Raw genomic sequence first — 26,006 nt, 5'->3', positions numbered from 1 at the left:
ATCACTCCTTATTTGAAGGGGTTTTGTCTTTGTTCGTTCTGGCAGCCTTGGCTACCTGCTTGTTTTCACTGATGACCACATCACCATCAGCGAATCGTCGTAACCAGAAGGCCGTGCGCGGAACAGCTTCACCATCAGCGGATAACACGGTGCCATCGGGTTTCTTGACAATCAGCCCATCGGCTGGCTTAACGTTCACGTACATCGTTTCCTCACTCTGAGTCGGGACCAGGCAGCGTGATTAAGCCTTCGCACTCGGGTGCACCATCGGCAACTTTCGATACGTGGCTGAACCGTAAAAAGTCATCAAGCGTGTTGATATCAATCGGGTCATCGAGCGGCCAGTCTTGCTGCCATGTCACTGACCAAATCGCCACGCCGGTTTCGTCTATCTCTTTGCTGTACAAGTTGTCGGCTCGAACACGTTCTGGTGATGTGCTCGCGCCTGTACCAGCCCAACCGCCTTTTAGCATCAGCGCCTTGGCCAAGCGGCAGGCGATCACTTCGGCGCGTTGGTCACGGGCATAACCCCATGCATCCGTCATGAATACAAACGCCGCAAATTCGATAGTGCCAATCAAGCTGGTGCCCTGATTACGCATACCGATAATGCGCATTGCCGCGATGCGTACACCGCCATCACGAGCGCCGAGCCAGCGCTTCAGCTCAGAGGCTTTATCGAATGGCCCTACATGTCGCTCAACTGTCTGCACGCGATCAATCATCCGGTTCGCACCAGCACCATTGGCTTCCAGATAAGGCTTTAAGTACTTAACAACTGACTCACTCGCAGACACACTCGTACCGATGGTGCCAAAATCAGGGCGACTCATAATCCAGCCTCCGCCATCACATCAGCCCAGAAGTCACCAATCACCGCCAGCAACTCCGTCTTGTTATCGCTTGATAAGCCCAGGTATGTACGGGCTGGGGTATCTACTTGCCGAGAGAACGCACCGACAGATTGATAAACCGGAAACTTCAGTGCCTTGCCGAACGCCTGCGATATACGCCGAATATGCGCGGGAACCCGTACCGTTCCCGAGAATCCATACTGATGTACACGTGAGTAAATCAACGCAGAGCCAACCCGAACACGCGAACGTTCAACTTGAAACTCAATGCTGTCGAGCAATGCACCTTCACTTTGCAGCAGCGATTGATTCTCATGGCGGGTTTTCCCGTAACTCTCTGACCATGGCTGCCACTTCTGACCGTCTGGCGTGGTCTTCTCTTCAGCAATTCGGCGGCGTGTCTGGCTTTCAACCACGGCACCAATGCTGTCGAGCAACTCGGCTTTATAGTCATGGCGGCCAAGGGTATCGAGCAGACGCTCATAGCGCGCCAGCTCAACACCTTTGGTATCAACCGCAACCGAAACCCCCATTACAGAACGCCTCGCAAGCTTTTGCGGGTAAACAGCCGCTCGTTTTGCTGTACCAGTTCGGCTTTGCCTACTGGCCCCTCAAGCGGCTTTTCGGGGGTTGGCAGACCTAACTCAAGTTTGCCGCTGGCAATATCTTTCAACTGCTCAATAGCGCGTTTGTATCGCTCGTCCATCAGGTTAGTGGCCTGTTGATCGCGGTCAGCTAACCAATAGAGAGAAATAACAATCGCAATCCGCTTGAGCATGTCAGGCACTTGAGGCAACGGCAGAACGTAACGACGCCCCAAACGACCGTTAATTTCGTCATCTGCAGTTCGCAGTGCTTCATCAATCCACGTTTCGTTTAGCTCATTGGTGCTGCGATCGACAGCGAGGTTCCAGAGCATCCCCTCATCACGATCGAGCAAGTCCTGCTTGGTTGCGTAAGTCGCCATTATTCGCTCGCTTCCGGCTCATCCGGTGCTTTCTGCTCATCCAACCCAGGCTCTTCCTGAATGGTTAGCCACGGTTCACTGTGCACCCGCTTGGCCTCTTCGGCAGTCAGATAGCAGCATGGAATGGTGCAGCTATGATCCGCTGGCACATCTTCTTTACTGGCAACAACAAAAACACGGGTTGGTGCCGAGTGCAGGAACTGTACGCCACTGCGCCAAAACCCTGATGGGTTCTTCGCGGTGACCAAAAAGGAACCGAGACACCAAACCCAATCAGCTTGATTGCCCAGTGTTACGTTTGCTTCCGGTTCGGACGACGCTTCGCCCAGCTCGGAACAGCCTTCCATTGCTGCAGCTGCCAGCTGCGTGCTTTTGTCGGCCTCCACGGGCTGACCTTTTCTAACTGTTGCGGCTTTAGCCATGTTTAAACGTCCTATAACGTCGCATTGGTGATGTGTTAAACCGTTGCGAGTGGTGGTTTAGGCAGAGGGCAGAGCCCGCTGCCAGAGGTTATAAACGCTTACAACGAGTGCGGAATCCGTTACGGCAAGTACGGGCTAACAACAATCTCCACGTTGTTGAAATAGATGTTGCTCTCACCGTTTCCGATAAACTCACGCGAGATCAATTTACGCGCGGCAGATTCGTTAGATGGGCCAACCACCAGAACGCGAGCCATCGTGCCAATCGGCGAACCGCTAGCCTTTTTCATACTGCCCAGCATTTCTTTAGCTTCAGCAAAGTTGGCTTCATTCAACTCAGCCTTGGAGCCAATGGCGGTCTGCGGGAAACCGAAGCCGTAACCGTGTCGACCATCAACACCTGCAGCAAACTTGTTGTTGAACCAGGTGTATTCACTGGTTGCGTTCATGGTTTGGAAGTTGAACGGGCGACGCTCTTGGAAGATGACCGGTTTCACAATCTGCATATCGTCGATCACGAACCACGGCGCACCGGTATCGGTACTCGGATCACCAACCACGTTAGAGAACGTCGTTGCTGGGGTTGTCCCCATCGGGTGATCGGTATCGAAGAAGTTCTGGCCGTCGTAACACAGCGTGCTAAAACCAGCGGCTAACAAGCCATACACGTTTTTGTCAGGGAATACCGCGGCATCACGGCCAAAGCCTTCAGCCACCACGGCATACTTACCGATTTGATCATCTTCAACATCTTCACGTTTGATGACGATGGATGCTTCAAAGGTCTTGTTCTGGATCTGATAGCCATGGCTACCCATCTCAGCCAGCTGGCGTTCGCCGACCCATTCTTTAATGCCTGGTAAATCTTTCAGCCAGCCATAAAAGTTGCTTGAACCGCTACTTGGTACTTGCGTCGCGACACGATTCCACTGTGGCTTAATAACGCCCAGACCCTTCGTATACGCACCTGACATCGAAATCGTCAGTGCCTCTAAAACCTGTGCTTCAGTAAACGCCATTCTCAGTTACTCCCTTGTTTCTTGGCATTCAGGGCCTTCTTAGACGCTGCATACTCGTCTGCCGAAAGGTTCATTTTCCGGCACATGGCCAGCTCATCGGCGCTTAATGCGTCGGAGTCACCTGCACCGGAGGTATTAACTTGCGTGCCATCAGCAATGACAGGGGCACGAGAACACCACGCAGTAAATTGCTCGCGTCCGTTCTCCGTACTGCAAAGGCCCACATACATGTTTTTATCTGCTGGAGCGACTTTACCGGCAGCAATTGCCGCATCGACTAAGGATTCAACTTTGTCTTTTTCGATCTGGTCCAGTTTGCCCTGCAGCTCTTGCGCTCGGTTCAGCGCCAGCTGGTGAGTCGCTACCGGCACATATTTAGTCGGGTCTTGCTGCGCATTCAGTGCCGTTTGATGCTCAGACTTCATCGTATTGATGGCCGTCACCGCCTGCTCGGGTGTCGCTTCTTCAGGTAAACCCAGCAGCTGAGTGATGATGAGAGGCAGTTTCACATTGTTATCCTCTTGGTTATTGAGGGCAGGAACATAGAGATTGGGTTTATTCGTTAACCCAGAACTGGATAGCGCCAGCACTTGACCGCTTTCAGGTGAGTAATCAAACGCGGGGGAGTAAAAGCCGAACTTCTTACCTTCAATCAGCTCATTCCCTTCGGAATTCCACTCAACATTGGCCCAGACTTCACCGTTACGGTTTTGCAGAGCAACGATCCAGCCGATAGCCTCGGTATTACCTACGCGGGTTTCCGTGGCATGTTCGATATCAAATGGCAGCTTCATATTGAATGCTGCCACCACACCATCAGGATTAGAGTTATTCCAACTACGGCCATCACGGCCAGCAAACATGCCTGCGGGGATCATTGGCAGCCAGCATCCTTGGTCTGCGGCAACCATCCGTGACATGTCAAAGCAGATAGCCTTATGGGTTCGTTGTTGCATCATTCGCTCCGTTACATAACAACCTCCTGCCAACTGGCTCAGGTTGAATGGTTAAGACGGATTGATAATGACGGGATAAAGGGAAATAACGCAGATGACTAATTTCGCTCCGAACACGTAGTTCAGGAAAGGTGCAGCAAAACAGGGGAAGAATGACAACGGGGGATGAAAATTAACGAGCAGAACGAGAGGGATAAACCAAACTTACTTTGCACAGGGTACACAGGTTTTTTTATCAGGCAAGCACGAAGCAGCCGACAAACCGAAAAATACACCCGCAACCTTTTCCCACACCATCTTTAAACTATCTTTAAATCGCCTCAGATTGGCATGGGACAGGTTGATGCTTACGACGGTAGCCAAAAACGCTTACAGAGGCTTAGAGAGCGTTTTAGACAATACTTTTTCTTTGGCGAGCAAGTCGCTTTTTAGTGCCTGTTCCCGAGCCTTCCCCGGATTGTAGTTCCAACCAGGTTCAATGCCAGTGGGTAGCGTTTCAACTTCACCGGTTCGCTTATTGACCCACTCCCGCGAACCGTCATCAGGCGCAGAAAACGTATAGCCTTTTTTCTCCTGCAGCTGGGCATACTCATACTTACTGATTTGCCGAACACCACAATGGCAACCCCAACCGTTTGGCGGCATATGGCTCTGCCACCACGGGTCATCAACCGGCAACGTAATACCATTCCAGCTAACATGCAGCGCACGGTGTTCACGAGCAGGGCCCAACTGATATACCAAATAGGGCATGGCGCGCTTGGTTCGTTCGATGCGCTCCCACTGTCCAGCGGCACGGGCAGTGCGCATGTTTGTCCGGTAAATGATTTTTAAACGGCCTTCACTGCCCAATTGAACCGGCTTTGTCTCACCGGTCAGCGGGTCATCCATCAGCTGAACGCCCCACCAACCAGACTTAACCAGCAATGGCTTGAGAACGGCGGCGAACTGCTGAAAGGTTTGCCCCTCAGCAATCGCGTTCTCTACCAGCTGCCGCACATCAACCAGCAGATCCGCATTCAACATCTTGGCCACGGTGAACGCATTAGCGTGCTCTTCCTTCCACACATCCCGATAATCAAATGCAGGCTTCAACCCTTTTTTCTTAAACCACGCCAGCGCCTCTTTCGGTGGGAACGCCTCGAATTCAGGCATCGTGTACATCCCCCACGCCGCGCATACGGAACATGTAATCAGCCAACTGCTGGGTGAAACGCTCAGGGGCCAGTGTCGCTTGCAGATCAGCCAGCGCAGCATTAAACGCTTCGTAGCTGTCACACTGATTAGCCAGCTTGATGATAGGGTTCATAAACTCATCACCACCCACTTCAACCCAATCGCTCATGGCGTCATTGGTCAGCTCATTAATGAGTTGTTCTGACTCTTGCTGCACCCGATTAATCGCCAAGCGTGCGGTTCGGTTCATCGCAACGGGTGTCAGAGCAGCGGCATTCATCGCAGACATAGGCTGCAGCAACAGGGCCTCGTTATCCGGATCGCCCAAACCGAACTTGTCGCGAATCTCACTTTCACTCACACGCAAGCCCCGATCGATGAGCGGGGTCAGGCTCTCAACCAACAGCTTCAGGTCTTCAGGTTCAGGCACGCGAATCGTCACGCGTGGGTATGATGCCTGCACACCCCAGTTCAAAATGATGAACGGCTTGACCAGATATTCATTGATGGTGGATTCCAGCTGGCGCGCATCCCACTTCGCAATATCTAACCGCACCTCGTTGTGCACGGTTGCTTGCGCTTTACTGCTGCCATCATCGGTGGTCATCGTCTGGCCAAGCACTGCTTTACTGATTTGCTCATCACACCAGCGCGCTTGGTTCTCGAATAACGTATTGCCGCCGTTTCCTTTCGCGGTTTCTACCAGTTCAATTTTCATTGAGTCATGAATAACTGCACCGGCATCGCTCGCAATCGAGGCAATGGCATTTTTCAGTGTATCGATTTGATCAGGCGTCGCGTTGGGGCCGTACTTACCAATGCGCACCGGAATGCCGAACACCTCGGCAAACGCCCACCAGTCGCGCACCGTAAAGCTCTTGAGCATGTACATCACGGCACACAAGCGGGTCAGGCCATTGCGCCACACGCTGCCGCTCTTAGAACGGGGCAGATGCACAATGAACTTGTACGGCTCTAATGGTTTACCCTGTGGCGCTGCATCACTAATCAGTAAAATGTCATCCAGCGAATCCGCGTCTGGGCGCAGATAGCGCGGGTCAACCCACTTATAGTCATACGGTTTCCACGGCGTGCTGTTCGTATCCCACAGAATCTGGCAAACGCCCAGCCCCTTGCCCAGACCATCAAGCAGATCAAAAAACAACTCAGGGATGGCATCACTGGCCATCAGCTCACGCACTTCATCGGCTAACCGGATATCGGCAGGCGCATCACTGGCCGCTTCTACACTGGGCTTGAGTGCTGCAACCGCCAGCTTTCGGGTACGCAGCACCGAAGCATAATGCAGATCACGCTCTTCAATTTCTTCTGCCAGCGTCATGTAGTCTTGCGGGTTATTCCCATCGACTACTGAGCGCAACAAACCCGCCAACCGTAATGGCGTAACTGTGCTGGCCACACTCGAAGGGCGAGGGTTACGCACGCTAGTCACATGCGCCTTGGCAACATCAGCACCGAGCGTTGGCTTATCCGGTTTAATCGGGTTGCCCCGTGAATCAAGGATAGTTGTCACAGCATTACTCCTCGGCCACGCGCGGCCATCTTAGATTGCATATCATCGGCTCTATCACGCTCGCTCACGTTAACGTAAAACGGCGATTGCTCTGGGTTGGGTTTGCCTATGTTGTGCAATGCGTAAACATAGTTTTCTGCGCGGCTGGCCAGATACGCTAAGAAAATGGCCACCGCACTATCACCGTGACGCTTGTTACCATCACTTCCCACTGTGCGGCTGTCATCAATGCCAGGCACACCGCGATAAAGCTGAATCTGCCCCAAGTCAGTGATCACGTCTTCATGCCTTGGCAAGTCCAGCTCGTCATCTTCGAACGCGGCTTTAAAGCGCGGCATGTTTTCGCGATAGAACGCTTGCGACAACATGACTTGCTCAACCTCCTCGCCGTATCGGTAACTGGCTTGCTCGGCCAAATACTGGCCGTTACCGCGCGCATCCAGCCAAATGCCATTACGCTGCGGCAAGTGATCACACACATGGAACAACACCTGCTCTTGCTGTTTGAACGGAACATTCTTCAGCTCAACCAAGAACGGCACGCGGCGGCGGGTATTGGGCTGCACGTCAATCGGTGCTAATACAGTCAAGTCACCCGTGCGCGCGAAGTCCTCGCCCAGCGCATGACGGAAGCTCTTGTCTAATTTATCCAGCTCAGGTTGCACATATTGATCTAGCCACTCCTGCATCTCGTTCACGCGCTCCGTTTCAGAAGCGGCATTAAACGCAGTCGAGCCAGTAAAGCGCAGAACGGTAGGCTTACCACGTGCGGCACGCTCACGTAACCCGCGGGGAAGATAAGCACCGCCACCGCTTTTCGGTTCGCAGTAGTACTCTTCCCGCGCATCCTCTTCAGTCGCTGTATCTTTGAGCAGGTTCTGTAACCACGTATCTTGCGCGGCTTGGCTCCACGGTTTTTTAGTGACTTGGCAAATCCGCTTGTACAAGCCTTCATTGATTGCCGTTTCGATATCCACCGTGTGAATGCTATATCGCTTCTTACCGGCGCGGCTGTCTTGAATCAGCGTGTTGAAGAGGTTTTCGACACCGTTATGCGTCGAGATAATCCGAACCTTACAACCCCACATCGTCAGCGCCAGAGCCGCTTTAAGAATGGCGGCCAAGTCTTTGTGAAACGCACCTTCATCAATAACCACGTTACCTTGCATACCACGCAAGTTACTGGGGTTAGAACTCAGCGCTTTGATTTTGAATCCGCTGGCAAAGTTGATGACATAGACCAAGATATCTTTGTCTTCATCGGCCAGAGCTTCTTCACTCACTTCACTGGCGGCGCAGTTATACGCACGTGCCCACATGGCACATGCGTCGATAAACTCACGCGCCATGTCTTTTGTAGTACCTACATAGAAGGTATCGCAGCCGCCCGCTGACGATGACATAGAGCCAGTGAGTGCAGCATCAGCCGCTTCTGCCCACGTAATCCCTGTACGTCGGCTTTTCTCACAAATCTTCAGGTCTGAGCCATCAGCTATCCAACGCTTCTGATACCCCAGCAGCACCTCATTGTGATTGAACTGGCCACCAATAATGGCGGCCGCAGACTGGTTGCGCAGTTCATTTTCTGCTGACGTTAAATGGCCGCTCATCCAAAGAATCTCCACAGCGCAAAACAGAACACTGAACTGGCCGTAATCCACCCGTAGCACCAGTGATGAAGCCGAGGGCAAACAGACATAAAACGCAGCACAAGGAACGGTGCAACCAAGCAAAGCCACAATGACCAGATAGACATCATGCCAACCCCAGAATTTGCTGTTTGATCTGTGTGGCGGTTTCCGCCGTCAATCCAGCACGTTTAACGATTTGCTCAGCCTTCGCCGCAGCCTCTGCCGCAAACGCCGCCCGAATCTCTTTCTCGACCTTATGGCTGGTCATCGCTGCTTGCTCGACACGCTGAATCACTAACGCCAGCTGCCCCAGCGATTTAGGGTCAACCATCTTGCCGTCTTCGCCTTCGCTGGCGTCCATCATCTTCATCGACGTTTCAAACGCCATCGTGCGCACAAACTCTTGCAGCAGCTTGCCGACTTCAGAGGTCGGCGCTTGACCCAGCTTAGCTGTCCAAACCTCGGCCACTTCACGGGCTTGCGCCATGCGGCTACCGGCTTCTTCCATACGCTTAGCAAACCGGTTCAGACCCGTGCGGCTGATCTGCTCTTCGGGCGGTAGTCCGGCATCAACAATCAGCTGATTAACCTCAGCCAGAATGTCTTTCTGCTGCATAGAACCAGAACGCAGCATCGCGGATAGCTGACTGCGAATATCATCCGGCAACTGCTGAATCTTTGACTTGGTGTTCTTTTTCTTGACTGTCATAGCCACCCCAATATCAGGATTACTCTGGGCGTGGCTTCTTAACGCCAGGCACAGTTGCCGATCCCGTCGCCACATCAATACCGCGACCGGTTAACTTAGCAATCATCGTATTGCCCAGCTCACGCTGCGTAATCAAACCTTGCTCCGCTAACCAGCAAATGTGCGTGCGCACCGCATCACGGCTAATCTTGTGGCCATACTGATCAAGGCACGCATCCAAAATAGATTCGTTCGCTTCATAGCCCGGCATCTCTTCCAGAGAGCGCAACATCACCAACCGCTGATCTGCAGTGACCAACTCTTTTAACGACATACAAACCCCGCTTATTTCTCGTTTAAACGCTGTTCCAACAGCAAATTATTCAGGTGATTGGTTTGCTTTAATTGAGCGGTTAACGCCTTCATATCCCCGCGCACGCTCTCCATCTGCAGGCCCAAGTGGCTAAACTCCTGCTGCGTGGGCAACGTGTTAATGTGATTTTCGAGGCTATCAACACGCGAGTTCAGTTCATCCATAGATGTCTCAATCACTTTGATTTCTTCACGGCGCGCAAAGGTCTTACTCAGCCACAGCATCGCCACGGTCATACCCAGAGCCGCAATCGTGGTAATGACACCCCACCACTTGGGGATCCAATCAAACTCCATAGTGAACCCCCGCACGTTCCTGAACCGATTGGCAAGGCACGCAGCGCACCGCGTTCGGTGCAGCGTTTAAACGCTCAGTCGAAATCTGTTCACCGCAGCGCAAGCAAAAACGATTACCGGCAGCGTCTTCATCAGGTGTTTCGTTCGGGCGATTAACAACGTGCGCAATCGCCATATCACGCGTCTTCTGTTCCAGCTCTTGTGCTCGGTCAAATAAGTCGATCATTTAATCCTCGCCACCAGTTGAGACACTGCGCCCGTTACAACAGACTGCACCTTTTGTCCTGACGCTTTCGGGTGTGGGGCGAAGCCATCCAGAGTCCGCAAGCCCAGATACGCCCACGCGATAGAAATCAGCATCATTGCCATATCAAAATCAGGGCCAGAGCCATAACCAAACGCCTTCAACACTGACATCAACAGCACATAAAGGGCGGTCATATACCACGACTGGCGCGCCATCTTTGGCCGCGTATGCCGCACGTATTCATCCTTCGCGTTATCACCTTCACGAATGGTCTGCTGCGCTTCTGCGTGTGCGGCTTGATTGTCTTGCAGCTGCAGCTCTTGTCGGCGCGTTTGTTCTTTTTCCAGCTCTACCTTCAAACGCTGCAAATCAGCCAACACGGCGGGGTCATCGATGCTACTCAGCCGATCGGCAATCACTGCCTCTTGCTGGCTGGCACTCATGCCGAGATTGGATACCTGCTCGACAACATCAGCGACCTTATCTGCAGTAGCACTACCGCCAAACATGGATGAAATACCACGGATAAGCGCAGGGCCACTTTGCACAGCCAACGCAGCGATAGCAGAGATTAACGGGATCATGACATGTCCTTATTGTTAAGAATGGCCCGAAGGCTCGCGCACTTATTACGGCCATATTGCATGGCCGAATCCGCCTCATTTGAAGAAGAAAAAAAGGAAGTGCTATGACTGACCGGCGCAGTAACGCCAGACCTGACACGATAGATTTCAGTTGGGGTAACAGACAGCCACCCGCGTACAAACAAATCTTGCATGGTGCCGTCATGGCTATGAAGAGGCGGAGTGCGGTCAACAGCATCCTCCGCAATTCCACGCTCTGCCGCTTCGCGCTCTAGCGCCAAGCGTTTAGTTCGACCGTGAGAAACACTCCATAACCAATTACGGCCCATATCAAACCCCGTACTCTTTTGCCCACTCGCCGGTACGCATTTGCTGCGCATGGCGTTTGGCGCGGTTCGGTGTTTGTTTTGCCCAGCGGCTATCCAGCATGCCAGCAGCGGCTTTATTCCAATTACCGGTGGCCACAGCAGAAAGCGTATTCTTAAAGTTTGCTAACCCCTGCGGCCCCATTTGGTACGCCATTGACTGCAACACGGCATAACGTGCGGGATACTGCGAACATGCATTCATCGCCGCAGCCAGATTCGGAAACTTACGCATATCCGATTCAAGTTTATTTATAAACTCACCCAGCCACGCTTCACCGGCCTTCAGAGGCAGAGTGAATTGATACAGTTTGATATCTGCGCCTTTCGGCCCAATACGAAAACCAAAGCCAACGGTAGGATAACCTTCACTACAAAGGTATGGCCGTTCTCGCCAACCTTCTTCAAAGTTAATGAGGGAAAATAGAGAAGACATGACACACCTTAATTAATAAGAATTTAATTAAGTGTGCTATTTATTTGATTGAATAGAACAGTGACAAAAACCGTTCAAAAAAAAGGCCTCATAATGAGGCCGTTATTTATATTATTTCAGTTTCACTGAATTAGGTAGTTATCTTGCATAATGCCGTTAATACCGCAAAAGTCCAGTGATGCTTGCTTAGCATCAATAACTACACCGTGATTACTACCTGTTGCAACGTAAAAATGATGTGTTTCAGTATTGCTGTCGTGAACAGAAAAATAAACATCTTCAGTCCAGCCATACTTATCCGCACGCCACAATGTAGCGGGATCACCATCAATAGAACCATGGTTATAGGCCGCATCGATTTTATCAACACCCCAACCATCACGCACAGTTGGGCACGCTTTTACCAGCTCAGCATACGCTTGTTCAATCACTGCCTGATTAGCAACATCGTGTTTTGCAATCGTCAGCGGGGCAGCAGACAGCGAACTGCTCAGCAGTAACGCCGTAAGAATCATGCGATTAAGTTTCATCAGCTATCTCCAAACATGTCAGGCTGGCGGCGACGGGTCTCAAATGAACGCATACGCGCGGTAATGCGCCAGATTTCCCGCTGCGTAACATCGAACTTTTGCGCCAGCTCAAAGGAATTGTTACCGTTAAACTCCTGCCACACCCGCAAATCACGAATCGTGTTTTGCAGCGTCTTGCCTCGTGGCAAATAAAACTGCAGTCCGCCGTACACTCGGCACAGCTCTGATAGCATGACTAACGCCAGCTCAGGAGATCCACCATGCTTTTCTACGGTGCATGAAAACAGATCATAAAGCTCCCGCATAGTCTCAGGCCAACGGGCTGACTTTTCATTTTCTATGATATTAATTGTATCGCTAAGCATGCTGCTATTGAGCTGCTCACCGAACATATCAATGGTCTGCTCGTCTGTCTCCATACATCCCTCCTGACGCCAGATAAATAAATACCCAGCAGTGACTGAGTGTTAAAGATCATACAGCACCAGATCTACGCTATCAATGAAAAGGCCCCTTACGGGGCCTTTAAAGTCACTATTATTGAGATGCATCAGGTTGTTTATCAGGATTAATTATTACCCCATTTAAAAGCAACTTCATGCCTGGTCGCCAACCTGGATTCTCATATACCAGACGAATCAAATCATACCCTGGCATCGCTTTAGACTGATACGAACGCGACTCTGGCAACACATCTCCGCGTTTCAATATAACCTCTGACATCAACCGAATGTGCCATTTTTTCAGAGCTTCCAGAACCTGATACGCCTGCTCTGATGTCAACCACTCAGCACGCTCGATGCCAGCACCACCATTATTGCGAGCCGTCATGCGCTTGATGTAACCGTTCAACGCATCCTCTGAACCGTTCCGCACAAACCCATCATTGTGCATGCAAATCCAGATAGCGCGAATCTTGCGTACCTCTGGGGCGCGAACGCGTGACGAGCTCGGCGGCGAGTGGCGGCGAGACCTCGATACTCTGACCACAAAGCCAAGACGCTTCATTTCCTGCACCACATCGTCCAGCTTTTTTGCACCTAACCCTTTCGCAGAACGTGAGCCTGTAACGCGCTCCAGCAATGACCGGTAATCATCCTCCGTCATTCCCAACTCACGGCGGCCAACCTGCACCAACTTCAGAAGGCGAGTCACATCGGCGCGCTGGGGTTTATTTTGCGTCATGTTCATCATCATCTTCCTCACTCAGTGTTTCGACCCAAATACGCTTAACTGCCGGTGGTCGTCCATCTCGCCACTTTGGAACACGGTCATCAAGCCATTGCATTGCTTGCTCATCGGTCATCATCACCGGCTTCTTTGACCCACTAACAAAAACCCGTGGGCCATTAGCCTTTACATAATCAACTAAGTTGCGGCGATAGGGGCTGAGTTTCATCGGCCACCTCCTGCAACTCAGTCACTAACTGCAACCCATCAATCTTTTTAAACTGCCGCATCAAAACGGCAGCGGATCCAAAATAGGGCGTGAGGTATGTAAATCCGAGCGTTTTAGGGTCTGTCGTGGAATACAGCTCTTTGAAGCGCTTAACACCAATGCGTTTTTTTACTTTCTCCAATTGCTGAATTTCTTTTCTGTTATAAGAAGCGACAAACCTGTGATGCCAAACTTGCTTCACCACACAGTTAATAAACGCATCGTCAGGTGAAATTTCATCAATTCTACCGACCCAATCACCTTTGATTTTGTGGTCAATGTATACCGCCAACGCGGTTGTGTTTTCGCTCTTGCGTACACGCTGAATCGTAATGGCATGACCATTCAGGCTAAACTCCAAATGCACCATAAATGCTTTTAACCGAGTTTGAATCGCCTTCCATTGCTCTTTGCTGATAGTCATCATGCCACCTCTGCAACGTCACGAACGGCACCAACACCGTTAGCACAACCGTCCACTGCAGCATCAGCGCCAAAGCGAATAACACAGGTTTGGCACAGCGCCGCACGGCGAATAGCCCACTCGTGATTAACTGCTTTCTTGGCCACCTTGCTAGCCATCAGCCACACGTTTTGCGCCATTGAGTAGCGGCCTTCACGCTCCAGCAAAGCAGCCTCAGTAGACAGTGATGCGTATTCAGATTGCGTGGTGCTCAGCACTTCAATTTCCATGATGTAACTCCATATTGTTCTTTTCATAAACGGTGACCACAGAGCCATTCTTGAGAATGAAATACGCAAGGTCACATTCGAGGATTCGGCGCGGATTCCATCCCGCTTCACGCTGCCGAATCCGCCGCAGCTGGCTTTTGCTTGGACGCCTTGCGCGAGACAAGGCCCCCAACATTTCCAATTCGCTGCGACCGGTACGCTCAACCCAACGCTGAATCGCGTGACGGGTGAGGTACAGCGGGCCATAGCGCGTTTCAAACTCCATCGTGCTGATGACCGAACATCTCTTGGTAGGTGGCATCACCCATCACCGGCCCACAATCAGGACACCCTTTGCACGTTGGCCCCAGAGTTTTGCAGACGCTTTTAACATCAAGCTCATTCCACACCCGCCGCATTGCCATTCCTCCGCGCTCTGCAAGAAACGCCTCGGCATCGTCCAGTGGCATAGACAAATCTTTGTATTCATCAGGGTTATGTGGTGTTGCATTTACCAAACCAGCAACCCATTGCAGAGCATCACGTACGCCATGCTCGTAGTGAGATTCTTCATAGTCAGTCCCGTTTTCATCACAACGATCTGCTAGCAAGGTGGCCAACATAAGCTGCTGAAAAAACTCAGGGGTCATACTTGTCATTTTCATAACCACCTCACAGCTTTGCCCAGTCCAAAGAAATCGCCGTGTACTTGCCTGACGGCAGACGCTCATAAAGGCGGATATACTCGGTCTTACTCACCGCCGTGATAGCGTCTGCACACGCCTGCATCGCCTCCATCCACTCTGGGTCATCAATTGCCAGCTGGCGCAGAGAGAGAACCTGATTCACATCAATGCGCCCCTGCTTACCAACCCGAAACGCATGGTCAACCAGCGCACGAATCTCCGCGCTTGAACCTGGTGACCAACGTTCGATGCATGCATCAATTTTTGCTTTCGCCGCCTGAATGCGTTCGTTGAAAACACGGTGCTCGCCAATGGCGCGTTCAATCTTGTACTTGCCGTCAAACGAAAGCAGCGTCACATTCCCCTTAGCGCCGCCCCACGTAACGTCATATTCGCTGGCACTCAGGTCGAGAAAATCGACAATCCGCTTTTGCATGGCTTGCTTGCACGCCAGCATCAACTCTTGTTGCTGATGGCCCATTGCAATCAGTTCCATCACCATCTCATCACGCAGCAGATCAATCGGCTTAATCAGGTGCACAGGCACCAAATGACCCAGCGCATTCGTGCGCATTTCATGCTCTGGTGCTGTTGTGGTTTGGGTTTCATTTGTCATTGTCATGTTCCTTACGAGATTGAGAGATGTTGCATTCGCACAAACCGGTGAATGAGATACCAAGCGAACTGGGCATGTCTTTATGCTGCAGTCGGCTGAGTGATACCGGCTCTGGTTTTCCCCTAACTTTCACCACAGCGCTGTTCCCTGAAATTTCCAGCACAACGCCATTGCAAGTTGAAATGTGAATCCGACCACGGCCACGCAGGCTAGCGCGTGAGAACGTCACCTTGTCGCCTGGTGCAAACGGCTTTATATCCAGCACAGCAGGCAAATACCGCTGACACGTTTTGCATAAATAATTCATAGCCACTTCCTTATGCCGAAGACTGGAGCTTGCTTAGAGTCGAGGTACAGAGCTGCTGCGAACTCTGCGCCGTCATCCTGATAGTCATGAGCGTTCGCCACGGCATAACGCTCCGCCCAAAACACCATCGAACCGCAATCCAAACGCGTCGCCATTACACGGCGCTTGATGCCCTCGATAGTGGTATCAATCTCAACGGCACGGTCACACAGCACTTGGCTGGGAAACTCAATTTCGATGACCGGACGCGCCGGAGTACGGGTAACTTTCAACACATGGCAGCCCATACGACGAAGCTCTTTCACTGAGCTGAACAGGGCAGACTTGAGCGCCTGGTGATTCACATTGCCGTTCATACTTCCGTTCATAGTGGATTCCTTGCTGTTCTCGGTATTGGTTCAGGGTTGCCAGTCAAGGCAACCCACTGCCTGTCTTTACTCGCCTTCCAGCTCTTTGAAGGCATGGCGCAAATCACCTTCATTCAGTGGCTCACCCACGGAGTACATCACCGCCAGTTTCAGCACCTTGCTCACCATCCGCAGACCACCTGGGCGCTCACTGATTTTCAGCAGCAGTGCACGCTCATCACTGCCAGTCACCGACCACGCATCAGCAATCGCCATCACATCGGCTTTTTTGCACTTGGTCAGCGCGCGTTTTTTAGCAATACGGGAATACAGACGGGCGAAGTCTTCACTGCGCTGGCCACCGGTCAGCTGGGTGTAAACACGAGAGTTACCCACCAACACCATGCCCACGCCGACTTCCTCTTGCAGAATACGCAGCTCTTCAAGTGTTGGGCGATCAAGGTGGTCGGCTTCATCAACAACAATCAGGCCATTGGTATTACGCAGCTTGCGACGCAGTGCACGAGCCAGAGGGCCACGCAAGCGCGGCGCGTTCTCCATACCCAGCTCCATCGCCAATTCATACAGACACTCGGTCATCGTGGCGCGGCTCGGGCTAGCCGTGATTAACCAGACATTGTTATTTTTGCGTTGGTACTCCAGCAGCGCTTGTGTCTTACCAACACCAGACGCACCGTGGATAACCGCGATACTTTGGGTCACATGTGCATACGTCATATCAGCAGCAATCTGACGTGCCGTTTCTGTCAGCACGAAGCCGGGGTCTTTCGGGGCGCAGCTACGCTGGTCACGAGCGTTCAACCAGTTAGCAATCTTTTGCAGCATGGCCGCAGGGTTAGCCGTGTACGTCCCTTTAACCAACTGGTTAATCGTAGAAGGGCTAACGCCGATCTCTTTGGCCATATCCGCCTGCGTTACTGCACCGGATTCAAGCAAAGCTTTAGCGCGTTCCAGTGGCTCCGCTGCCGTGTTATTCACGAGAGACACCACGTTTGTCATTGAAGTTGTAGTCATGGAAAACTCCTTTTCGGGCCAATTGGCCAATACGGTTTAAATGCCAGTTACAGGCTGTTTTTCTTTAACTGCTCAGCGAGCGTTGCAACATTCGCTTGGTAGCGTGATTCATAGTCGATCACTGTCGCTGGCTCAGCGGTTTGCGTACTCAGTTCAGTGCGTGGCTGCAGCGCTACTGCCGCATTGCCTTGCATCATCGGGCGTACCATCTCAACCACCTTGGCCTCTGGAACCTCTTCATCAGTGATGCTCGGTAACAGTGCCGCAGCCTCCAATGCAGACATGCCTTTCTTAGCCAGAGCAGCTGCTTTATTGGTTTTAACGAATTGAGTACGTTTGCGTTTGTGTTCACGGGCCTGTTGGGTATCGCCGAACGCGACTTTCTCGATGCACTCCGCTTCGCAGATATGCAGGCCGTTCAATGTGGTAACGAGTACCGTTTCATGCAGTCGCTGTGGGTCGAACCGCGCGACCACTTTTTGGTCGGCATACTGCGCCAAATCAGGGTGGTAATAGCGGTTACTGCGCTTCTGAATACTGCCGCCAGACTCCAACTTGATAGTGCCGTGCTTGCTAACGCGGGTGGCTTCAGCCTGCAGCAGCATCAACGTCAGTTGAGCATCAGTAGCTTTACGGATAGACGCTTGGCGATAGCTGTTTTCAAATGCCTGGTCAAAGCTCATCACACCGCAACAGGCTTCTGTTTCACGGCCAACTTTGCTGTTGTACAGCGCCACACCCTCAGCAATGATCCGCATGAACTCCGCCGCATCAGCCGCCCGTTCACCATAATTGTCCGGCTTCGCCATCGGGTTAGGGCCGGTGTAGCAACCCGCTAACAGCGGATGCTTATCGATCATTTCATCAAGGCCACCCACGCCGAACGCACGTTCAACCGGCTTCGCCTGACCATGACCTTTACCCAGCAGCACACTTGTCCAGTGCAGCTCAATGCCCAGCATCGGAATGATCCCGAGCGGGTCATCCTCTTTAACTTTGAAGCGATAACGGTTTGGCACACCGCCGGTCATCCACTTGTTGGCCGCAGCACGCGTGTTATCGATAGTGATTTCGCGCGGAATACCGTACTTGCTGCACGCATCCATTAAGCTCAGGCGAATGCTGTCGGTGTTCTCACTAACATCAGTACGCCATGCCACAATCTTCCGGCTGTAAACGTCCTGCCAAACCCATGTTTTTGGGCGCAGAATTTCACCGTTGAACCACTTCACAAACACGTTGTGTTGGTATCCATCGCCGTTTAACCAGCTCATTGCATCCAACTCAGCAATGGTTCGCTCTTGCGGCGGGTAGAGCTGCATCAACGCATGTTCACCGTCCCGCAGCATCACGCGTTGAGCGGTTGAAACCTCTAAACCCAAACGGCGCATCAAGCTGTCTAAACTCGGCACAGACCAACCGTATTCACGGGCAGCCAAACACAAACGGTCATAGCAACTGCTGGCGTTTGGCCGCTCATTACGCAAGTAATCCGCCTTGAAGTACTCCCACGCCTCAGCACTGACCGGAGCCAACTTCGCAACACGATTAGCCGTAGCCGATTCCTGATGCTTCGGCAGCAACACCGCCAACCAATCGCTAGACTCAAAGCCCTTAACCGCAGCGCAATAACGGCGCAGAGTGGGCAGAGCAATCGTGAACTCTTCAGAAATGTGCTTATACGCATCCATCAACGAACTGCCGTTCTGAACTAACGCATGCACAGCCTGCACAGCAGCAACCCGAGCCTTCGCTTTTTCATGGGCCTTTTCATTTGCCTTACCCCAACGCGCCCACAACTGCTCTTTGCAATAACGTGGCGCTTTAGGCTTAGGCAGATCCAATGTCATGCCACCAATCTGAACTTTGCCGCTCTTACGCAGCAACGCGGCTTGGGCTGCTGTAGGCAAACACGAAACAGAAAACTCAAACGCTTTACCCTGAACACCTTCCTTGCGGCGAGATTCCCATCCTTGGCTCTTGGCCATTTTTCTAACGCCTTGAGGAGTACCTGGAAGACCTGGCAAACCAACAACGTCTGTGACTGAAAACCACTCCATGGAGGCGCTCCTCATACAGCTTCTTTCAGTGACGGATAACGTGATGGCCAGATCTCTTCTTTTGGCACACCAATAGCAGCAGAGATAATCCCTTCGCCTTTTGGCCATGGACGCATCAACGCGTTGTACAGCGTTTGACTGCCAAGGCCGTTCTCGCGTGACAACCTAGATAGATTCGTACCCCGCTTCTTGAGGGCTGAAATCACATCAGAACGGTGCCAATCGCTAGCTCTGATTTCAGTTTCCATTTCGTTTACCTCACTTCTGAATTACCATCAGTTATCAATTTCTGTAATCAGTTTCTGTAATCAGTTTATTCAGAAACCTGTTAACATCAAGCTGTTTCTCAATGGTTTCCATCAAGAAATTGATAAGCCATTGATATATAACGAAAGAAACTATAAATGTTTTTCGGAAACTCAGTTTCCTAAAGAGGGTGTTTTGAGAAACGAATGGATGACGGCCAAGGAGCTCTCCGAGTTACCAGGAATGCCAAGCACACCACAAGGCATACATAAGAAAGCGAAGAGAGAGGGTTGGAAGTGGCGAAAACAGGAAGGAGTCAAAGGACCAGGCATTGAGTACTGGTATAGCGTCAATGAGGATTTAGAAAAGCCACAGGCGCTGAATGAACCGGAAACCGTTTATGAAAACAAGTTTCTAGAAGAGTTCGCTTTAATACCTGGTTACCGCGTCCAAGTATCAGCAGGACACGGCACAATCACGCAGACTGACTGCGAACCGTGCAGGCATTTGGCGTTTAGGCGTAAATGGCTTAGGTGGCGCGGGTTTAATGAAAAAGAACTAGCCATCGTCTGGAGCAAAGGCGACAGCATGGAGCCGACCATAAGCAACAACGATACGCTCGTTGTACACCTCGGCAGAACGCGTCCTGTGGACGGTCACATCTACGTTGTGCGTAATGCTGACCAACTATGGGTTAAGCGACTACAGGTCTTGCCGAACGCCTGGCTACTGCTCAGCGACAACAAACACTATCAGCCGATCGAAGTGCCTAAAGACCAGCAGCACACCTTTGAGATCATCGGCCAAGTGGTTCACATATCGCATGACGTTGGAGAGTGAATGAAGCAGATTTAAATCGGTTTTAAATGTGTCGTTTCTGAAAATGCTGTTGATCAAATCACTAGCCGTTTCTAGTTGTTCATTGATGTATTGATCATTTTTCCAAACACCTAAAATGAATACGGCCTGAAGAATGTCAGTTGCTCTTCAGGCCGCGCCAAGTCTGACTTTGGATCCCACTTACTTCCCAGTATTCCCACTTATTCCCTAAGTCTTACCTAGTGATCAATTCAATAGAGTCCTTACAAACGCTAACCAAAAATGCCGCGTTAAGCGCGGCGTTAACTTATGCGAAAAAGCCTGTATTGCAATTAAGCTATCGAACAATATGACTATTACATCAGGTTTTGTTATAAAAAACTTGAATATTGTGCGATTAAAGAACTAAAGATTAACTGCCTAGATAGGCCTCGCACACTGCCGGATTTGCCAGCAATTCAGCTCCACTACCGGCGAGCACGAGATGACCATTTTCCAGAACATAACCACGATCTGATAGCTTAAGCGCTTGATGTGCATTTTGTTCTACCAGAAAAATGGTCATTCCTTCATCACGTAGCTGGGCAATAATGCTAAAAATTTGCTGGATGATGATCGGAGCAAGGCCGAGTGATGGCTCATCTAAAAATAGCAGACGGGGGCGCGACATCAGTGCGCGGCCAATGGCCAGCATCTGCTGCTCTCCACCCGACATCGTTCCCGCACGCTGAGTTTTTCGCTCTGATAGGCGCGGAAACAGGTCGTAGACATGCGCCATGATCCGCTGATATTGGGCTTTCTCGGTGAAAAAGCCGCCCATCGCAAGGTTCTCCTCCACCGTCAGGCGTGAAAAAACGCGTCGGCCTTCTGGCACAATGGCGACCTCTTTACGCATAATTTGTGCCGTTGGCAGGCGGGTAATATCGTGCCCGTTGAGAATAATTTGCCCGCTGCTGGCTTGTGGATCACCACAAATCGCCCCCAATAACGTGGTTTTTCCCGCACCATTGGCACCAATTAAGCTGACAATTTCACCCTGACCAATCTGCATATTGATATTGTGCAGCGCCTGAATCTTGCCGTAGTGGGCACAAACATTGTGCAGCTCAAGCATACAACCTCCCTGTTTTGATTCTTATTTTGACGGTTGCCTACAGCAAACGTGTTGAGCTAATGCGCTCATGCTTCACCTAAATAGGCACGAATAACATCTGGATGTTGGCGAATTTGCTCCGGTGTACCACTGGCCAGGGGTGTGCCCTGATTGACCACGTAAATGCGATCAGAGATGCCCATGACCAGCTTCATATCGTGCTCAATCAGCAGTATTGAGACGCCGTAATGAGCGCGTAAGTCCATAATGAGGTTGTTGAGTGCCTCGGTCTCTTTCGGGTTCAGACCGGCCGCCGGTTCATCGAGCATCAAAATTTTCGGTTGTGTCACCATGCAACGGGCAATTTCCAGCAGACGTTGTTGCCCGTAAGCCAGATTTCCGGCAGTACGGTTGGCATGCGCTGACAAGCCAATTTTTTCTAGCCAGTAGGCCGCCTGCTCTAACGCCTGTGCTTCGGCCTGACGAAAATGAGCGGTTTTCAGCAAACCAGAGAACAGATTGGTATTGAGATGACGGTGCTGGGCAACCAGCAGATTTTCGACCGCCGTCATCTCTTTAAACAGCCGCACATGTTGGAAAGTCCGGACGATGCCCAGCCGAGCAATCTGATGGCCGGCCAGATGCTGGGTCGGTTTTCCCTGAAATAAAATTTGCCCACCACTTGGGCGATAAAATCCGGTCAGGCAGTTGAATACCGTGGTTTTCCCTGCACCGTTCGGACCAATCACCGAGATAATTTCACCGGTATTGACCTCTAATGCCACCTTATTGACGGCCAGCAAGCCGCCAAAACGCATCGTCAGATTGCTGACTTGTAGTAGTGCTGACATGGTGGCCTCTGTAGGTGCTGTTGCTGCCCGATTGAGTATGTGTTGATTCATTGCCCCAACTCCGTTGCTGCCGTTGAAGGCGCGCTGTGAGGGGGCTGCTTGGCACTCTGTTTATCTGCCGACGTTTTCAGTGTCAGGTGTGGGCGCTGCATCGGCAGCAGGCCTTGTGGCCGCCACAGCATCATCAATACCATCATCAACCCGAACAGCAGCATCCGGTACTCATTAAATTCACGTGCCAGTTCTGGCAGAACCGTCATCACGATAGCGGCCAAAATAATGCCGACTTGTGATCCCATCCCGCCAAGCACCACAATCGCCAGAATAATGGCCGACTCAATAAAGGTGAACGATTCAGGGCTGATAAAGCCCTGCCGTGCGGCGAAAAAGCTGCCAGCAAATCCGGCAAAGGTTGCGCCAATGGTAAAGGCGGTGAGTTTGATGATAGTGGGGTTGAGGCCCAGTGAACGGCAGGCAATTTCATCTTCACGCAACGCTTCCCACGCTCGGCCAAGCGGCATCCGCAGCAGGCGGTAGATCACCAGCAGGGTGATAAAAACCAGTGCTAGTGCCATCAGATACAGGAAAATCACTTTGTTATCGCCGCTGTAGGGCAGGCCAAAAAAGTGGTGGAATGTATCCCAGCCCCCCTCCTTCACGGTACGGTTGAACTCAAGACCAAACAGAGTGGGTTTGGGGATCTGGCTGATCCCGTTTGGCCCACCGGTTAAGTTGGTCTGGTTGAGCAGCAAAATGCGGATAATTTCGCCAAAACCTAAGGTGACAATGGCTAAATAGTCACCGCGTAGGCGCAGTACCGGAAAGCCGAGCAGAAAACCAAACAGACCGGCCATCATGCCGGCCAGTGGTAGTGCTTGCCAAAAACTGAAACCCAAATAGCTGTTGAGCAGGGCGTAGGTGTATGCGCCCACGGCATAAAACCCGACATAGCCCAGATCCAGCAGCCCTGCCAGCCCGACTACCACATTCAGCCCCAGCCCAAGCATCACATAAATCAGGGTTAAGGTGGCAATATCCACAGCCCCACGTGAGGCGATGAACGGAAACAGCAGCGCGGCAACCACAGCCAGTGTGACCATTGCCCGACGAGCAGGCGGTGTCTGCATCTGTTGTAGCAAGGCCAACCGTGCGGGTGATGATGTTCCGCTTGCGGGCAAGCGCGCTGCAATGCCAAGCACGGCACGGGTGAGCGCAGGGCGCAGTAATTGCACAATAAACAGCAGCAGTGCGCCACCAAAAATCAGCGTCAGATGCCCGTCAGACGCGCCGCTGACAACCAGTTGTGATCCTTCCGAGGTCAGGCGTAACCCCATCAGCATAAAGGTCAGTACGATTAACATGCCGGCACAAAATAGCGCATGGGTGAAGCTTTGCTTATTCATACTTTTTCCACCTCAGGTCGGCCTAAGATCCCCGTTGGCATAAACAGCAGCACGCCAATCAGCAGCGCAAATGACATAATGTCTTTGTACTCAGAGCTGATATAACCGGCGGTCAACGCCTCCACAACACCAAGCAACAGCCCCCCCAGCATGGCACCAGGAATACTGCCAATGCCGCCGAGTACCGCAGCAGTAAAGGCTTTCAGACCGGCGATGAAGCCGACATACGGGTTAACTACGCCGTAGTAAGTGCCCAGCAATACCCCAGCTACGGCTGCCATTGCTGCGCCAATGACAAACGTCAGTGAGATCACCTGATGGGTATCAATACCCAGCAGATTGGCCATTTTGATGTCTTCTGCGCAAGCGCGGCAGGCGCGGCCCATCCGTGAGTGGCGGATAAACAGTGTTAGCACCAGCATGGCAACGAAAGTCACAACCCAGATAGTCACCTGCATATAGCTGATGGACGTTTCACCCGCGGGTCCAAAACGCCAGCCTCCCTCAGCCAGATGGGGAATAGCCAGATCGCGTGAGCCTTGTGCCAGCCGCACATAGTTCTGCAAAAAAATCGACATCCCGATGGCAGAGATCAGGGCAATCAGCCGCTTTGAACTGCGAACCGGACGGTAAGCCACCCGTTCGATGCTCCAGCCATAGGCACTGGTGATCACAATCGCCACCAAAAATGCGCCACCAATGAGCAGTACGCTCGAATCGATACCTAGCATCATCAAAAGGCCGATGGCTAAAAATGCGACATAGCTGCCGATCATGTAGACCTCGCCGTGGGCGAAGTTGATCATGCCGATGATGCCGTACACCATGGTATAGCCGATGGCGATCAGCGCGTAGGTGCTGCCGATGGTCAGTCCGTTGAGCAACTGTTGCAGAAAGTAGAAAAAGTGCTCGGGCATACAAGATTCCTTCTCATCCCCAAAATGGTCACTGTCTTTTGATGTGCTCTGCGCTGTACGCAGGTGGCCGGTGTGTGAGTCACCGGCTGATATCTATTTTTATGCTGAAATTGTCTTGTCTGATTCGGCCCAGCAATAGGGGAGAGCGGGCGGCAGGATATTTGCCGCCCGAGAACTTATTTCACACTCGAAGAGCCATCGGCGTGCCACTCAAACACCCCAAACTCAAACCCATCCAGATCCCCTTTAGCATTCCAGTGCAGTGGGCCCATCACAGTATTGACCGGTGCGCTGCGCAGGGCTTTAGCAATGGCTTCAGGATCATCACTGCCCGCTCGCTTGATCCCCTCAACGATGGCTTGGGTCGCGGCGTAACTGGTCCAGACAAACGGACCGGTGCTGTCGAGGTTTTTCGCTTTCAGTGCGTTAACTACCGGTAGGTTGGCCGGATCTTGGTCATATTTTTTCGGCAGCGTGACCAGTAAGCCTTCAGAGGCAGCACCAGCAATAGACGAGATCTCTTTGTTACCAACGCCTTCTGGCCCCATAAAGGTGGCTTTTAAGCCTGCTGAGCGGGCTTGACGCAAGATCAGGCCCAATTCAGGGTGATAGCCGCCATAGTAGACAAAATCGACCTGATCTTTTTTCAGTTTGGCGATCAGTGCTGAGAAATCTTTATCCCCTGAGGTGATGCCTTCAAAGGCGACTACGCTGATACCGGCAGCGTCGAGTGATTTTTTCACACTTGAAGCGATGCCCTCACCGTACTGCTGTTTGTCGTGTATGACCGCCACTCGCTGCGGTTTGACTTTGTTGATGATGTATTTGGCAGCCGTTGGACCTTGATCGGAGTCTAAGCCGATGGTGCGCATCACCAAGCTGTAGCCCTGCTCGGTAATGGTTGGGCTGGTGGAGGCCGGCGTGATCATCAAGACACCCTCATCCTGATACACATCAGAAGCGGGTTGGGTTGATGCCGAGCAGAGGTGGCCTATCACATATTTCACGCCGTCATTGACCACTTTGTTGGCCACGGCAACCGCTTGTTTCGGATCGCAGGCATCATCGTACTCAATGGCGACCAGCTTATCGCCGTTGATGCCACCAGCTTGGTTGATTTGCTCAATAGCAATGCGCGTGCCAGTAAATTGCATATCACCATACTGGGCCACTGATCCTGAAAGTGGGCCGGCTACCCCGATTTTTATCTCGGCTGCCTGTGTGTGGCCAAGCAGGATCAGTGTGCTGCTTAATGCAATTGCCAAACGGCTTTTTTTCCCAGTGAACATTGCCATTGTGATTATCCCTGTCTTGGTTGGCGAAAAGATCATACGCATTGTTAAGCGACACTTTGTACATCTATTCAATGTGGTGCTCGCATGCACAATTGCGAACTGGCGCGCATCAATTTCATGACACCTTGATCTAAACAACCTTT

General features: G+C 51.7%; 37 protein-coding genes. 1 reads left to right on the top strand and 36 read right to left on the bottom strand.

Annotated features, from left to right (window positions below):
* Nucleotide 1: 1 nt before the first annotated feature.
* The 31 genes from ACRC53_RS08410 to ACRC53_RS08260 all read right to left on the bottom strand — a co-directional run bounded on the left by ACRC53_RS08410 (nucleotide 2) and on the right by ACRC53_RS08260 (nucleotide 19,403).
* Nucleotides 2-199 carry a DUF2635 domain-containing protein gene (locus ACRC53_RS08410; RefSeq protein WP_438643014.1) on the bottom strand — a complete coding sequence of 66 codons (198 nt, stop codon included), beginning with the start codon at nucleotides 197-199 and terminating at the stop codon, nucleotides 2-4.
* Between the two features lie 13 nt (nucleotides 200-212).
* On the bottom strand, nucleotides 213-833 hold the full coding sequence (locus ACRC53_RS08405; protein WP_438643013.1) for a hypothetical protein: 621 nt from the start codon (nucleotides 831-833) through the stop codon (nucleotides 213-215).
* Nucleotides 830-1,387: a phage virion morphogenesis protein gene (locus tag ACRC53_RS08400; protein WP_438643012.1), complete on the bottom strand. Its 558-nt coding sequence runs from the start codon at nucleotides 1,385-1,387 to the stop codon at nucleotides 830-832. Before ACRC53_RS08400 ends, ACRC53_RS08405 begins: the two co-directional genes overlap by 4 nt.
* Nucleotides 1,387-1,821: a gp436 family protein gene (locus ACRC53_RS08395; protein WP_047709080.1), complete on the bottom strand. Its 435-nt coding sequence runs from the start codon at nucleotides 1,819-1,821 to the stop codon at nucleotides 1,387-1,389. The genes ACRC53_RS08400 and ACRC53_RS08395 overlap by 1 nt, the downstream gene beginning before the upstream one ends.
* Nucleotides 1,821-2,207, bottom strand: a complete 387-nt coding sequence (locus ACRC53_RS08390) for a hypothetical protein (protein ID WP_438643011.1) — start codon at nucleotides 2,205-2,207, stop codon at nucleotides 1,821-1,823. The genes ACRC53_RS08395 and ACRC53_RS08390 overlap by 1 nt, the downstream gene beginning before the upstream one ends.
* Before the next feature lie 155 nt (nucleotides 2,208-2,362).
* Complete coding sequence (locus tag ACRC53_RS08385; RefSeq protein WP_106910636.1) at nucleotides 2,363-3,262, bottom strand: Mu-like prophage major head subunit gpT family protein; 900 nt, start codon at nucleotides 3,260-3,262, stop codon at nucleotides 2,363-2,365.
* Nucleotides 3,263-3,264: 2 nt separating this feature from the next.
* The gene (locus tag ACRC53_RS08380) at nucleotides 3,265-4,218 is read right to left on the bottom strand and encodes a phage protease (RefSeq protein WP_438643010.1); all 954 of its coding nucleotides are present in this window, start codon (nucleotides 4,216-4,218) and stop codon (nucleotides 3,265-3,267) included.
* A gap of 369 nt (nucleotides 4,219-4,587) precedes the next feature.
* Nucleotides 4,588-5,373, bottom strand: coding sequence for a phage head morphogenesis protein (locus ACRC53_RS08375; protein WP_438643009.1), 786 nt, complete (start codon nucleotides 5,371-5,373; stop codon nucleotides 4,588-4,590).
* The gene (locus ACRC53_RS08370; RefSeq protein ID WP_438643008.1) at nucleotides 5,366-6,928 is read right to left on the bottom strand and encodes a DUF935 domain-containing protein; all 1,563 of its coding nucleotides are present in this window, start codon (nucleotides 6,926-6,928) and stop codon (nucleotides 5,366-5,368) included. The genes ACRC53_RS08375 and ACRC53_RS08370 overlap by 8 nt, the downstream gene beginning before the upstream one ends.
* The gene (locus ACRC53_RS08365) at nucleotides 6,925-8,538 is read right to left on the bottom strand and encodes a terminase large subunit domain-containing protein (RefSeq protein ID WP_438643007.1); all 1,614 of its coding nucleotides are present in this window, start codon (nucleotides 8,536-8,538) and stop codon (nucleotides 6,925-6,927) included. Before ACRC53_RS08365 ends, ACRC53_RS08370 begins: the two co-directional genes overlap by 4 nt.
* Nucleotides 8,539-8,683: 145 nt before the next feature.
* Nucleotides 8,684-9,268, bottom strand: coding sequence for a DUF3486 family protein (locus tag ACRC53_RS08360; RefSeq protein WP_438643006.1), 585 nt, complete (start codon nucleotides 9,266-9,268; stop codon nucleotides 8,684-8,686).
* 19 nt (nucleotides 9,269-9,287) lie between these two features.
* A complete protein-coding gene (locus ACRC53_RS08355) occupies nucleotides 9,288-9,581 on the bottom strand; it encodes a VpaChn25_0724 family phage protein (protein ID WP_047709073.1) in 294 nt (97 codons plus the stop codon).
* A gap of 11 nt (nucleotides 9,582-9,592) precedes the next feature.
* Nucleotides 9,593-9,916, bottom strand: a complete 324-nt coding sequence (locus ACRC53_RS08350; protein ID WP_438643005.1) for a DUF2730 family protein — start codon at nucleotides 9,914-9,916, stop codon at nucleotides 9,593-9,595.
* The gene (locus ACRC53_RS08345) at nucleotides 9,906-10,142 is read right to left on the bottom strand and encodes a TraR/DksA C4-type zinc finger protein (RefSeq protein WP_047709071.1); all 237 of its coding nucleotides are present in this window, start codon (nucleotides 10,140-10,142) and stop codon (nucleotides 9,906-9,908) included. Before ACRC53_RS08345 ends, ACRC53_RS08350 begins: the two co-directional genes overlap by 11 nt.
* Nucleotides 10,139-10,747 (bottom strand): hypothetical protein, encoded by a 609-nt coding sequence (locus tag ACRC53_RS08340; protein WP_438643004.1) that lies wholly within the window; start codon nucleotides 10,745-10,747, stop codon nucleotides 10,139-10,141. Before ACRC53_RS08340 ends, ACRC53_RS08345 begins: the two co-directional genes overlap by 4 nt.
* A complete protein-coding gene (locus ACRC53_RS08335; protein WP_438643003.1) occupies nucleotides 10,744-11,127 on the bottom strand; it encodes a hypothetical protein in 384 nt (127 codons plus the stop codon). Before ACRC53_RS08335 ends, ACRC53_RS08340 begins: the two co-directional genes overlap by 4 nt.
* A complete protein-coding gene (locus ACRC53_RS08330) occupies nucleotides 11,078-11,548 on the bottom strand; it encodes a glycoside hydrolase family protein (RefSeq protein WP_438643002.1) in 471 nt (156 codons plus the stop codon). Before ACRC53_RS08330 ends, ACRC53_RS08335 begins: the two co-directional genes overlap by 50 nt.
* Before the next feature lie 122 nt (nucleotides 11,549-11,670).
* Entirely contained in the window at nucleotides 11,671-12,078 is a 408-nt protein-coding gene (locus ACRC53_RS08325; protein ID WP_438643001.1) for a hypothetical protein, read from the bottom strand.
* Entirely contained in the window at nucleotides 12,078-12,497 is a 420-nt protein-coding gene (locus ACRC53_RS08320) for a Mor transcription activator family protein (protein ID WP_047709067.1), read from the bottom strand. The genes ACRC53_RS08325 and ACRC53_RS08320 overlap by 1 nt, the downstream gene beginning before the upstream one ends.
* Before the next feature lie 118 nt (nucleotides 12,498-12,615).
* Nucleotides 12,616-13,269 carry a gp16 family protein gene (locus ACRC53_RS08315; protein WP_438643000.1) on the bottom strand — a complete coding sequence of 218 codons (654 nt, stop codon included), beginning with the start codon at nucleotides 13,267-13,269 and terminating at the stop codon, nucleotides 12,616-12,618.
* Nucleotides 13,250-13,477, bottom strand: a complete 228-nt coding sequence (locus ACRC53_RS08310) for a hypothetical protein (RefSeq protein WP_438642999.1) — start codon at nucleotides 13,475-13,477, stop codon at nucleotides 13,250-13,252. The genes ACRC53_RS08315 and ACRC53_RS08310 overlap by 20 nt, the downstream gene beginning before the upstream one ends.
* On the bottom strand, nucleotides 13,443-13,943 hold the full coding sequence (locus ACRC53_RS08305; RefSeq protein WP_438642998.1) for a hypothetical protein: 501 nt from the start codon (nucleotides 13,941-13,943) through the stop codon (nucleotides 13,443-13,445). The genes ACRC53_RS08310 and ACRC53_RS08305 overlap by 35 nt, the downstream gene beginning before the upstream one ends.
* The gene (locus ACRC53_RS08300; protein WP_438642997.1) at nucleotides 13,940-14,209 is read right to left on the bottom strand and encodes an ANR family transcriptional regulator; all 270 of its coding nucleotides are present in this window, start codon (nucleotides 14,207-14,209) and stop codon (nucleotides 13,940-13,942) included. Before ACRC53_RS08300 ends, ACRC53_RS08305 begins: the two co-directional genes overlap by 4 nt.
* Nucleotides 14,199-14,474 carry a hypothetical protein gene (locus tag ACRC53_RS08295; protein WP_106910651.1) on the bottom strand — a complete coding sequence of 92 codons (276 nt, stop codon included), beginning with the start codon at nucleotides 14,472-14,474 and terminating at the stop codon, nucleotides 14,199-14,201. Before ACRC53_RS08295 ends, ACRC53_RS08300 begins: the two co-directional genes overlap by 11 nt.
* Nucleotides 14,464-14,847 (bottom strand): hypothetical protein, encoded by a 384-nt coding sequence (locus ACRC53_RS08290; RefSeq protein ID WP_438642996.1) that lies wholly within the window; start codon nucleotides 14,845-14,847, stop codon nucleotides 14,464-14,466. Before ACRC53_RS08290 ends, ACRC53_RS08295 begins: the two co-directional genes overlap by 11 nt.
* A gap of 13 nt (nucleotides 14,848-14,860) precedes the next feature.
* A complete protein-coding gene (locus ACRC53_RS08285; protein ID WP_438642995.1) occupies nucleotides 14,861-15,496 on the bottom strand; it encodes a DUF3164 family protein in 636 nt (211 codons plus the stop codon).
* Nucleotides 15,480-15,797: a hypothetical protein gene (locus ACRC53_RS08280; RefSeq protein WP_106910653.1), complete on the bottom strand. Its 318-nt coding sequence runs from the start codon at nucleotides 15,795-15,797 to the stop codon at nucleotides 15,480-15,482. Before ACRC53_RS08280 ends, ACRC53_RS08285 begins: the two co-directional genes overlap by 17 nt.
* Entirely contained in the window at nucleotides 15,794-16,165 is a 372-nt protein-coding gene (locus ACRC53_RS08275; protein WP_052181485.1) for a hypothetical protein, read from the bottom strand. Before ACRC53_RS08275 ends, ACRC53_RS08280 begins: the two co-directional genes overlap by 4 nt.
* A gap of 66 nt (nucleotides 16,166-16,231) precedes the next feature.
* Entirely contained in the window at nucleotides 16,232-17,179 is a 948-nt protein-coding gene (locus ACRC53_RS08270; protein ID WP_438642994.1) for an AAA family ATPase, read from the bottom strand.
* 47 nt (nucleotides 17,180-17,226) lie between these two features.
* A complete protein-coding gene (locus tag ACRC53_RS08265; RefSeq protein WP_438642993.1) occupies nucleotides 17,227-19,239 on the bottom strand; it encodes a transposase domain-containing protein in 2,013 nt (670 codons plus the stop codon).
* Between the two features lie 11 nt (nucleotides 19,240-19,250).
* A complete protein-coding gene (locus ACRC53_RS08260; RefSeq protein WP_413465470.1) occupies nucleotides 19,251-19,403 on the bottom strand; it encodes a helix-turn-helix domain-containing protein in 153 nt (50 codons plus the stop codon).
* Nucleotides 19,404-19,428: 25 nt separating this feature from the next.
* On the opposite strand from ACRC53_RS08260, the gene ACRC53_RS08255 reads away from it, so the two are divergent.
* On the top strand, nucleotides 19,429-20,325 hold the full coding sequence (locus ACRC53_RS08255) for a helix-turn-helix domain-containing protein (protein WP_438642992.1): 897 nt from the start codon (nucleotides 19,429-19,431) through the stop codon (nucleotides 20,323-20,325).
* 391 nt (nucleotides 20,326-20,716) lie between these two features.
* Here the strand turns inward: ACRC53_RS08255 and ACRC53_RS08250 are convergent, their stop codons facing one another.
* The 5 genes from ACRC53_RS08250 to ACRC53_RS08230 form a co-directional block, all read right to left on the bottom strand.
* Nucleotides 20,717-21,418, bottom strand: a complete 702-nt coding sequence (locus tag ACRC53_RS08250) for an ATP-binding cassette domain-containing protein (RefSeq protein ID WP_438642991.1) — start codon at nucleotides 21,416-21,418, stop codon at nucleotides 20,717-20,719.
* Nucleotides 21,419-21,483: 65 nt separating this feature from the next.
* Nucleotides 21,484-22,248: a high-affinity branched-chain amino acid ABC transporter ATP-binding protein LivG gene (gene livG, locus ACRC53_RS08245; protein ID WP_438643032.1), complete on the bottom strand. Its 765-nt coding sequence runs from the start codon at nucleotides 22,246-22,248 to the stop codon at nucleotides 21,484-21,486.
* 47 nt (nucleotides 22,249-22,295) lie between these two features.
* Entirely contained in the window at nucleotides 22,296-23,651 is a 1,356-nt protein-coding gene (locus tag ACRC53_RS08240) for a high-affinity branched-chain amino acid ABC transporter permease LivM (RefSeq protein WP_438642990.1), read from the bottom strand.
* Complete coding sequence (livH, locus tag ACRC53_RS08235) at nucleotides 23,648-24,568, bottom strand: high-affinity branched-chain amino acid ABC transporter permease LivH (RefSeq protein WP_438623821.1); 921 nt, start codon at nucleotides 24,566-24,568, stop codon at nucleotides 23,648-23,650. Before livH ends, ACRC53_RS08240 begins: the two co-directional genes overlap by 4 nt.
* A gap of 176 nt (nucleotides 24,569-24,744) precedes the next feature.
* Nucleotides 24,745-25,857: a branched-chain amino acid ABC transporter substrate-binding protein gene (locus ACRC53_RS08230; protein ID WP_438643031.1), complete on the bottom strand. Its 1,113-nt coding sequence runs from the start codon at nucleotides 25,855-25,857 to the stop codon at nucleotides 24,745-24,747.
* Nucleotides 25,858-26,006: the final 149 nt, after the last annotated feature.

It is taken from the genome of Plesiomonas sp., assembly GCF_051652165.1.
Taxonomy (GTDB): Bacteria; Pseudomonadota; Gammaproteobacteria; order Enterobacterales; family CAMTGL01; genus Plesiomonas.
This window is presented reverse-complemented; position numbering and strand designations above follow the sequence as displayed.

What these genes read in the sequence shown, in the direction of transcription:
- livG (WP_438643032.1), bottom strand. Translation starts at nt 22,248, where the DNA reads ATGTCAGCACTACTACAAGTCAGCAATCTGACGATGCGTTTTGGCGGC.
- ACRC53_RS08290 (WP_438642996.1), bottom strand. Translation starts at nt 14,847, where the DNA reads ATGACAAGTATGACCCCTGAGTTTTTTCAGCAGCTTATGTTGGCCACC.
- ACRC53_RS08330 (WP_438643002.1), bottom strand. Translation starts at nt 11,548, where the DNA reads ATGTCTTCTCTATTTTCCCTCATTAACTTTGAAGAAGGTTGGCGAGAA.
- ACRC53_RS08280 (WP_106910653.1), bottom strand. Translation starts at nt 15,797, where the DNA reads ATGAATTATTTATGCAAAACGTGTCAGCGGTATTTGCCTGCTGTGCTG.
- ACRC53_RS08355 (WP_047709073.1), bottom strand. Translation starts at nt 9,581, where the DNA reads ATGTCGTTAAAAGAGTTGGTCACTGCAGATCAGCGGTTGGTGATGTTG.
- ACRC53_RS08360 (WP_438643006.1), bottom strand. Translation starts at nt 9,268, where the DNA reads ATGACAGTCAAGAAAAAGAACACCAAGTCAAAGATTCAGCAGTTGCCG.
- livH (WP_438623821.1), bottom strand. Translation starts at nt 24,568, where the DNA reads ATGCCCGAGCACTTTTTCTACTTTCTGCAACAGTTGCTCAACGGACTG.
- ACRC53_RS08400 (WP_438643012.1), bottom strand. Translation starts at nt 1,387, where the DNA reads ATGGGGGTTTCGGTTGCGGTTGATACCAAAGGTGTTGAGCTGGCGCGC.
- ACRC53_RS08405 (WP_438643013.1), bottom strand. Translation starts at nt 833, where the DNA reads ATGAGTCGCCCTGATTTTGGCACCATCGGTACGAGTGTGTCTGCGAGT.
- ACRC53_RS08340 (WP_438643004.1), bottom strand. Translation starts at nt 10,747, where the DNA reads ATGATCCCGTTAATCTCTGCTATCGCTGCGTTGGCTGTGCAAAGTGGC.
- ACRC53_RS08270 (WP_438642994.1), bottom strand. Translation starts at nt 17,179, where the DNA reads ATGACTACAACTTCAATGACAAACGTGGTGTCTCTCGTGAATAACACG.
- ACRC53_RS08305 (WP_438642998.1), bottom strand. Translation starts at nt 13,943, where the DNA reads ATGATGACTATCAGCAAAGAGCAATGGAAGGCGATTCAAACTCGGTTA.
- ACRC53_RS08320 (WP_047709067.1), bottom strand. Translation starts at nt 12,497, where the DNA reads ATGGAGACAGACGAGCAGACCATTGATATGTTCGGTGAGCAGCTCAAT.
- ACRC53_RS08285 (WP_438642995.1), bottom strand. Translation starts at nt 15,496, where the DNA reads ATGACAATGACAAATGAAACCCAAACCACAACAGCACCAGAGCATGAA.
- ACRC53_RS08315 (WP_438643000.1), bottom strand. Translation starts at nt 13,269, where the DNA reads ATGAACATGACGCAAAATAAACCCCAGCGCGCCGATGTGACTCGCCTT.
- ACRC53_RS08325 (WP_438643001.1), bottom strand. Translation starts at nt 12,078, where the DNA reads ATGAAACTTAATCGCATGATTCTTACGGCGTTACTGCTGAGCAGTTCG.
- ACRC53_RS08380 (WP_438643010.1), bottom strand. Translation starts at nt 4,218, where the DNA reads ATGCAACAACGAACCCATAAGGCTATCTGCTTTGACATGTCACGGATG.
- ACRC53_RS08240 (WP_438642990.1), bottom strand. Translation starts at nt 23,651, where the DNA reads ATGAATAAGCAAAGCTTCACCCATGCGCTATTTTGTGCCGGCATGTTA.
- ACRC53_RS08300 (WP_438642997.1), bottom strand. Translation starts at nt 14,209, where the DNA reads ATGGAAATTGAAGTGCTGAGCACCACGCAATCTGAATACGCATCACTG.
- ACRC53_RS08230 (WP_438643031.1), bottom strand. Translation starts at nt 25,857, where the DNA reads ATGTTCACTGGGAAAAAAAGCCGTTTGGCAATTGCATTAAGCAGCACA.
- ACRC53_RS08295 (WP_106910651.1), bottom strand. Translation starts at nt 14,474, where the DNA reads ATGGAGTTTGAAACGCGCTATGGCCCGCTGTACCTCACCCGTCACGCG.
- ACRC53_RS08310 (WP_438642999.1), bottom strand. Translation starts at nt 13,477, where the DNA reads ATGAAACTCAGCCCCTATCGCCGCAACTTAGTTGATTATGTAAAGGCT.
- ACRC53_RS08335 (WP_438643003.1), bottom strand. Translation starts at nt 11,127, where the DNA reads ATGCGCAGCAAATGCGTACCGGCGAGTGGGCAAAAGAGTACGGGGTTT.
- ACRC53_RS08265 (WP_438642993.1), bottom strand. Translation starts at nt 19,239, where the DNA reads ATGGAGTGGTTTTCAGTCACAGACGTTGTTGGTTTGCCAGGTCTTCCA.
- ACRC53_RS08385 (WP_106910636.1), bottom strand. Translation starts at nt 3,262, where the DNA reads ATGGCGTTTACTGAAGCACAGGTTTTAGAGGCACTGACGATTTCGATG.
- ACRC53_RS08395 (WP_047709080.1), bottom strand. Translation starts at nt 1,821, where the DNA reads ATGGCGACTTACGCAACCAAGCAGGACTTGCTCGATCGTGATGAGGGG.
- ACRC53_RS08375 (WP_438643009.1), bottom strand. Translation starts at nt 5,373, where the DNA reads ATGCCTGAATTCGAGGCGTTCCCACCGAAAGAGGCGCTGGCGTGGTTT.
- ACRC53_RS08345 (WP_047709071.1), bottom strand. Translation starts at nt 10,142, where the DNA reads ATGATCGACTTATTTGACCGAGCACAAGAGCTGGAACAGAAGACGCGT.
- ACRC53_RS08365 (WP_438643007.1), bottom strand. Translation starts at nt 8,538, where the DNA reads ATGAGCGGCCATTTAACGTCAGCAGAAAATGAACTGCGCAACCAGTCT.
- ACRC53_RS08275 (WP_052181485.1), bottom strand. Translation starts at nt 16,165, where the DNA reads ATGAACGGAAGTATGAACGGCAATGTGAATCACCAGGCGCTCAAGTCT.
- ACRC53_RS08250 (WP_438642991.1), bottom strand. Translation starts at nt 21,418, where the DNA reads ATGCTTGAGCTGCACAATGTTTGTGCCCACTACGGCAAGATTCAGGCG.
- ACRC53_RS08350 (WP_438643005.1), bottom strand. Translation starts at nt 9,916, where the DNA reads ATGGAGTTTGATTGGATCCCCAAGTGGTGGGGTGTCATTACCACGATT.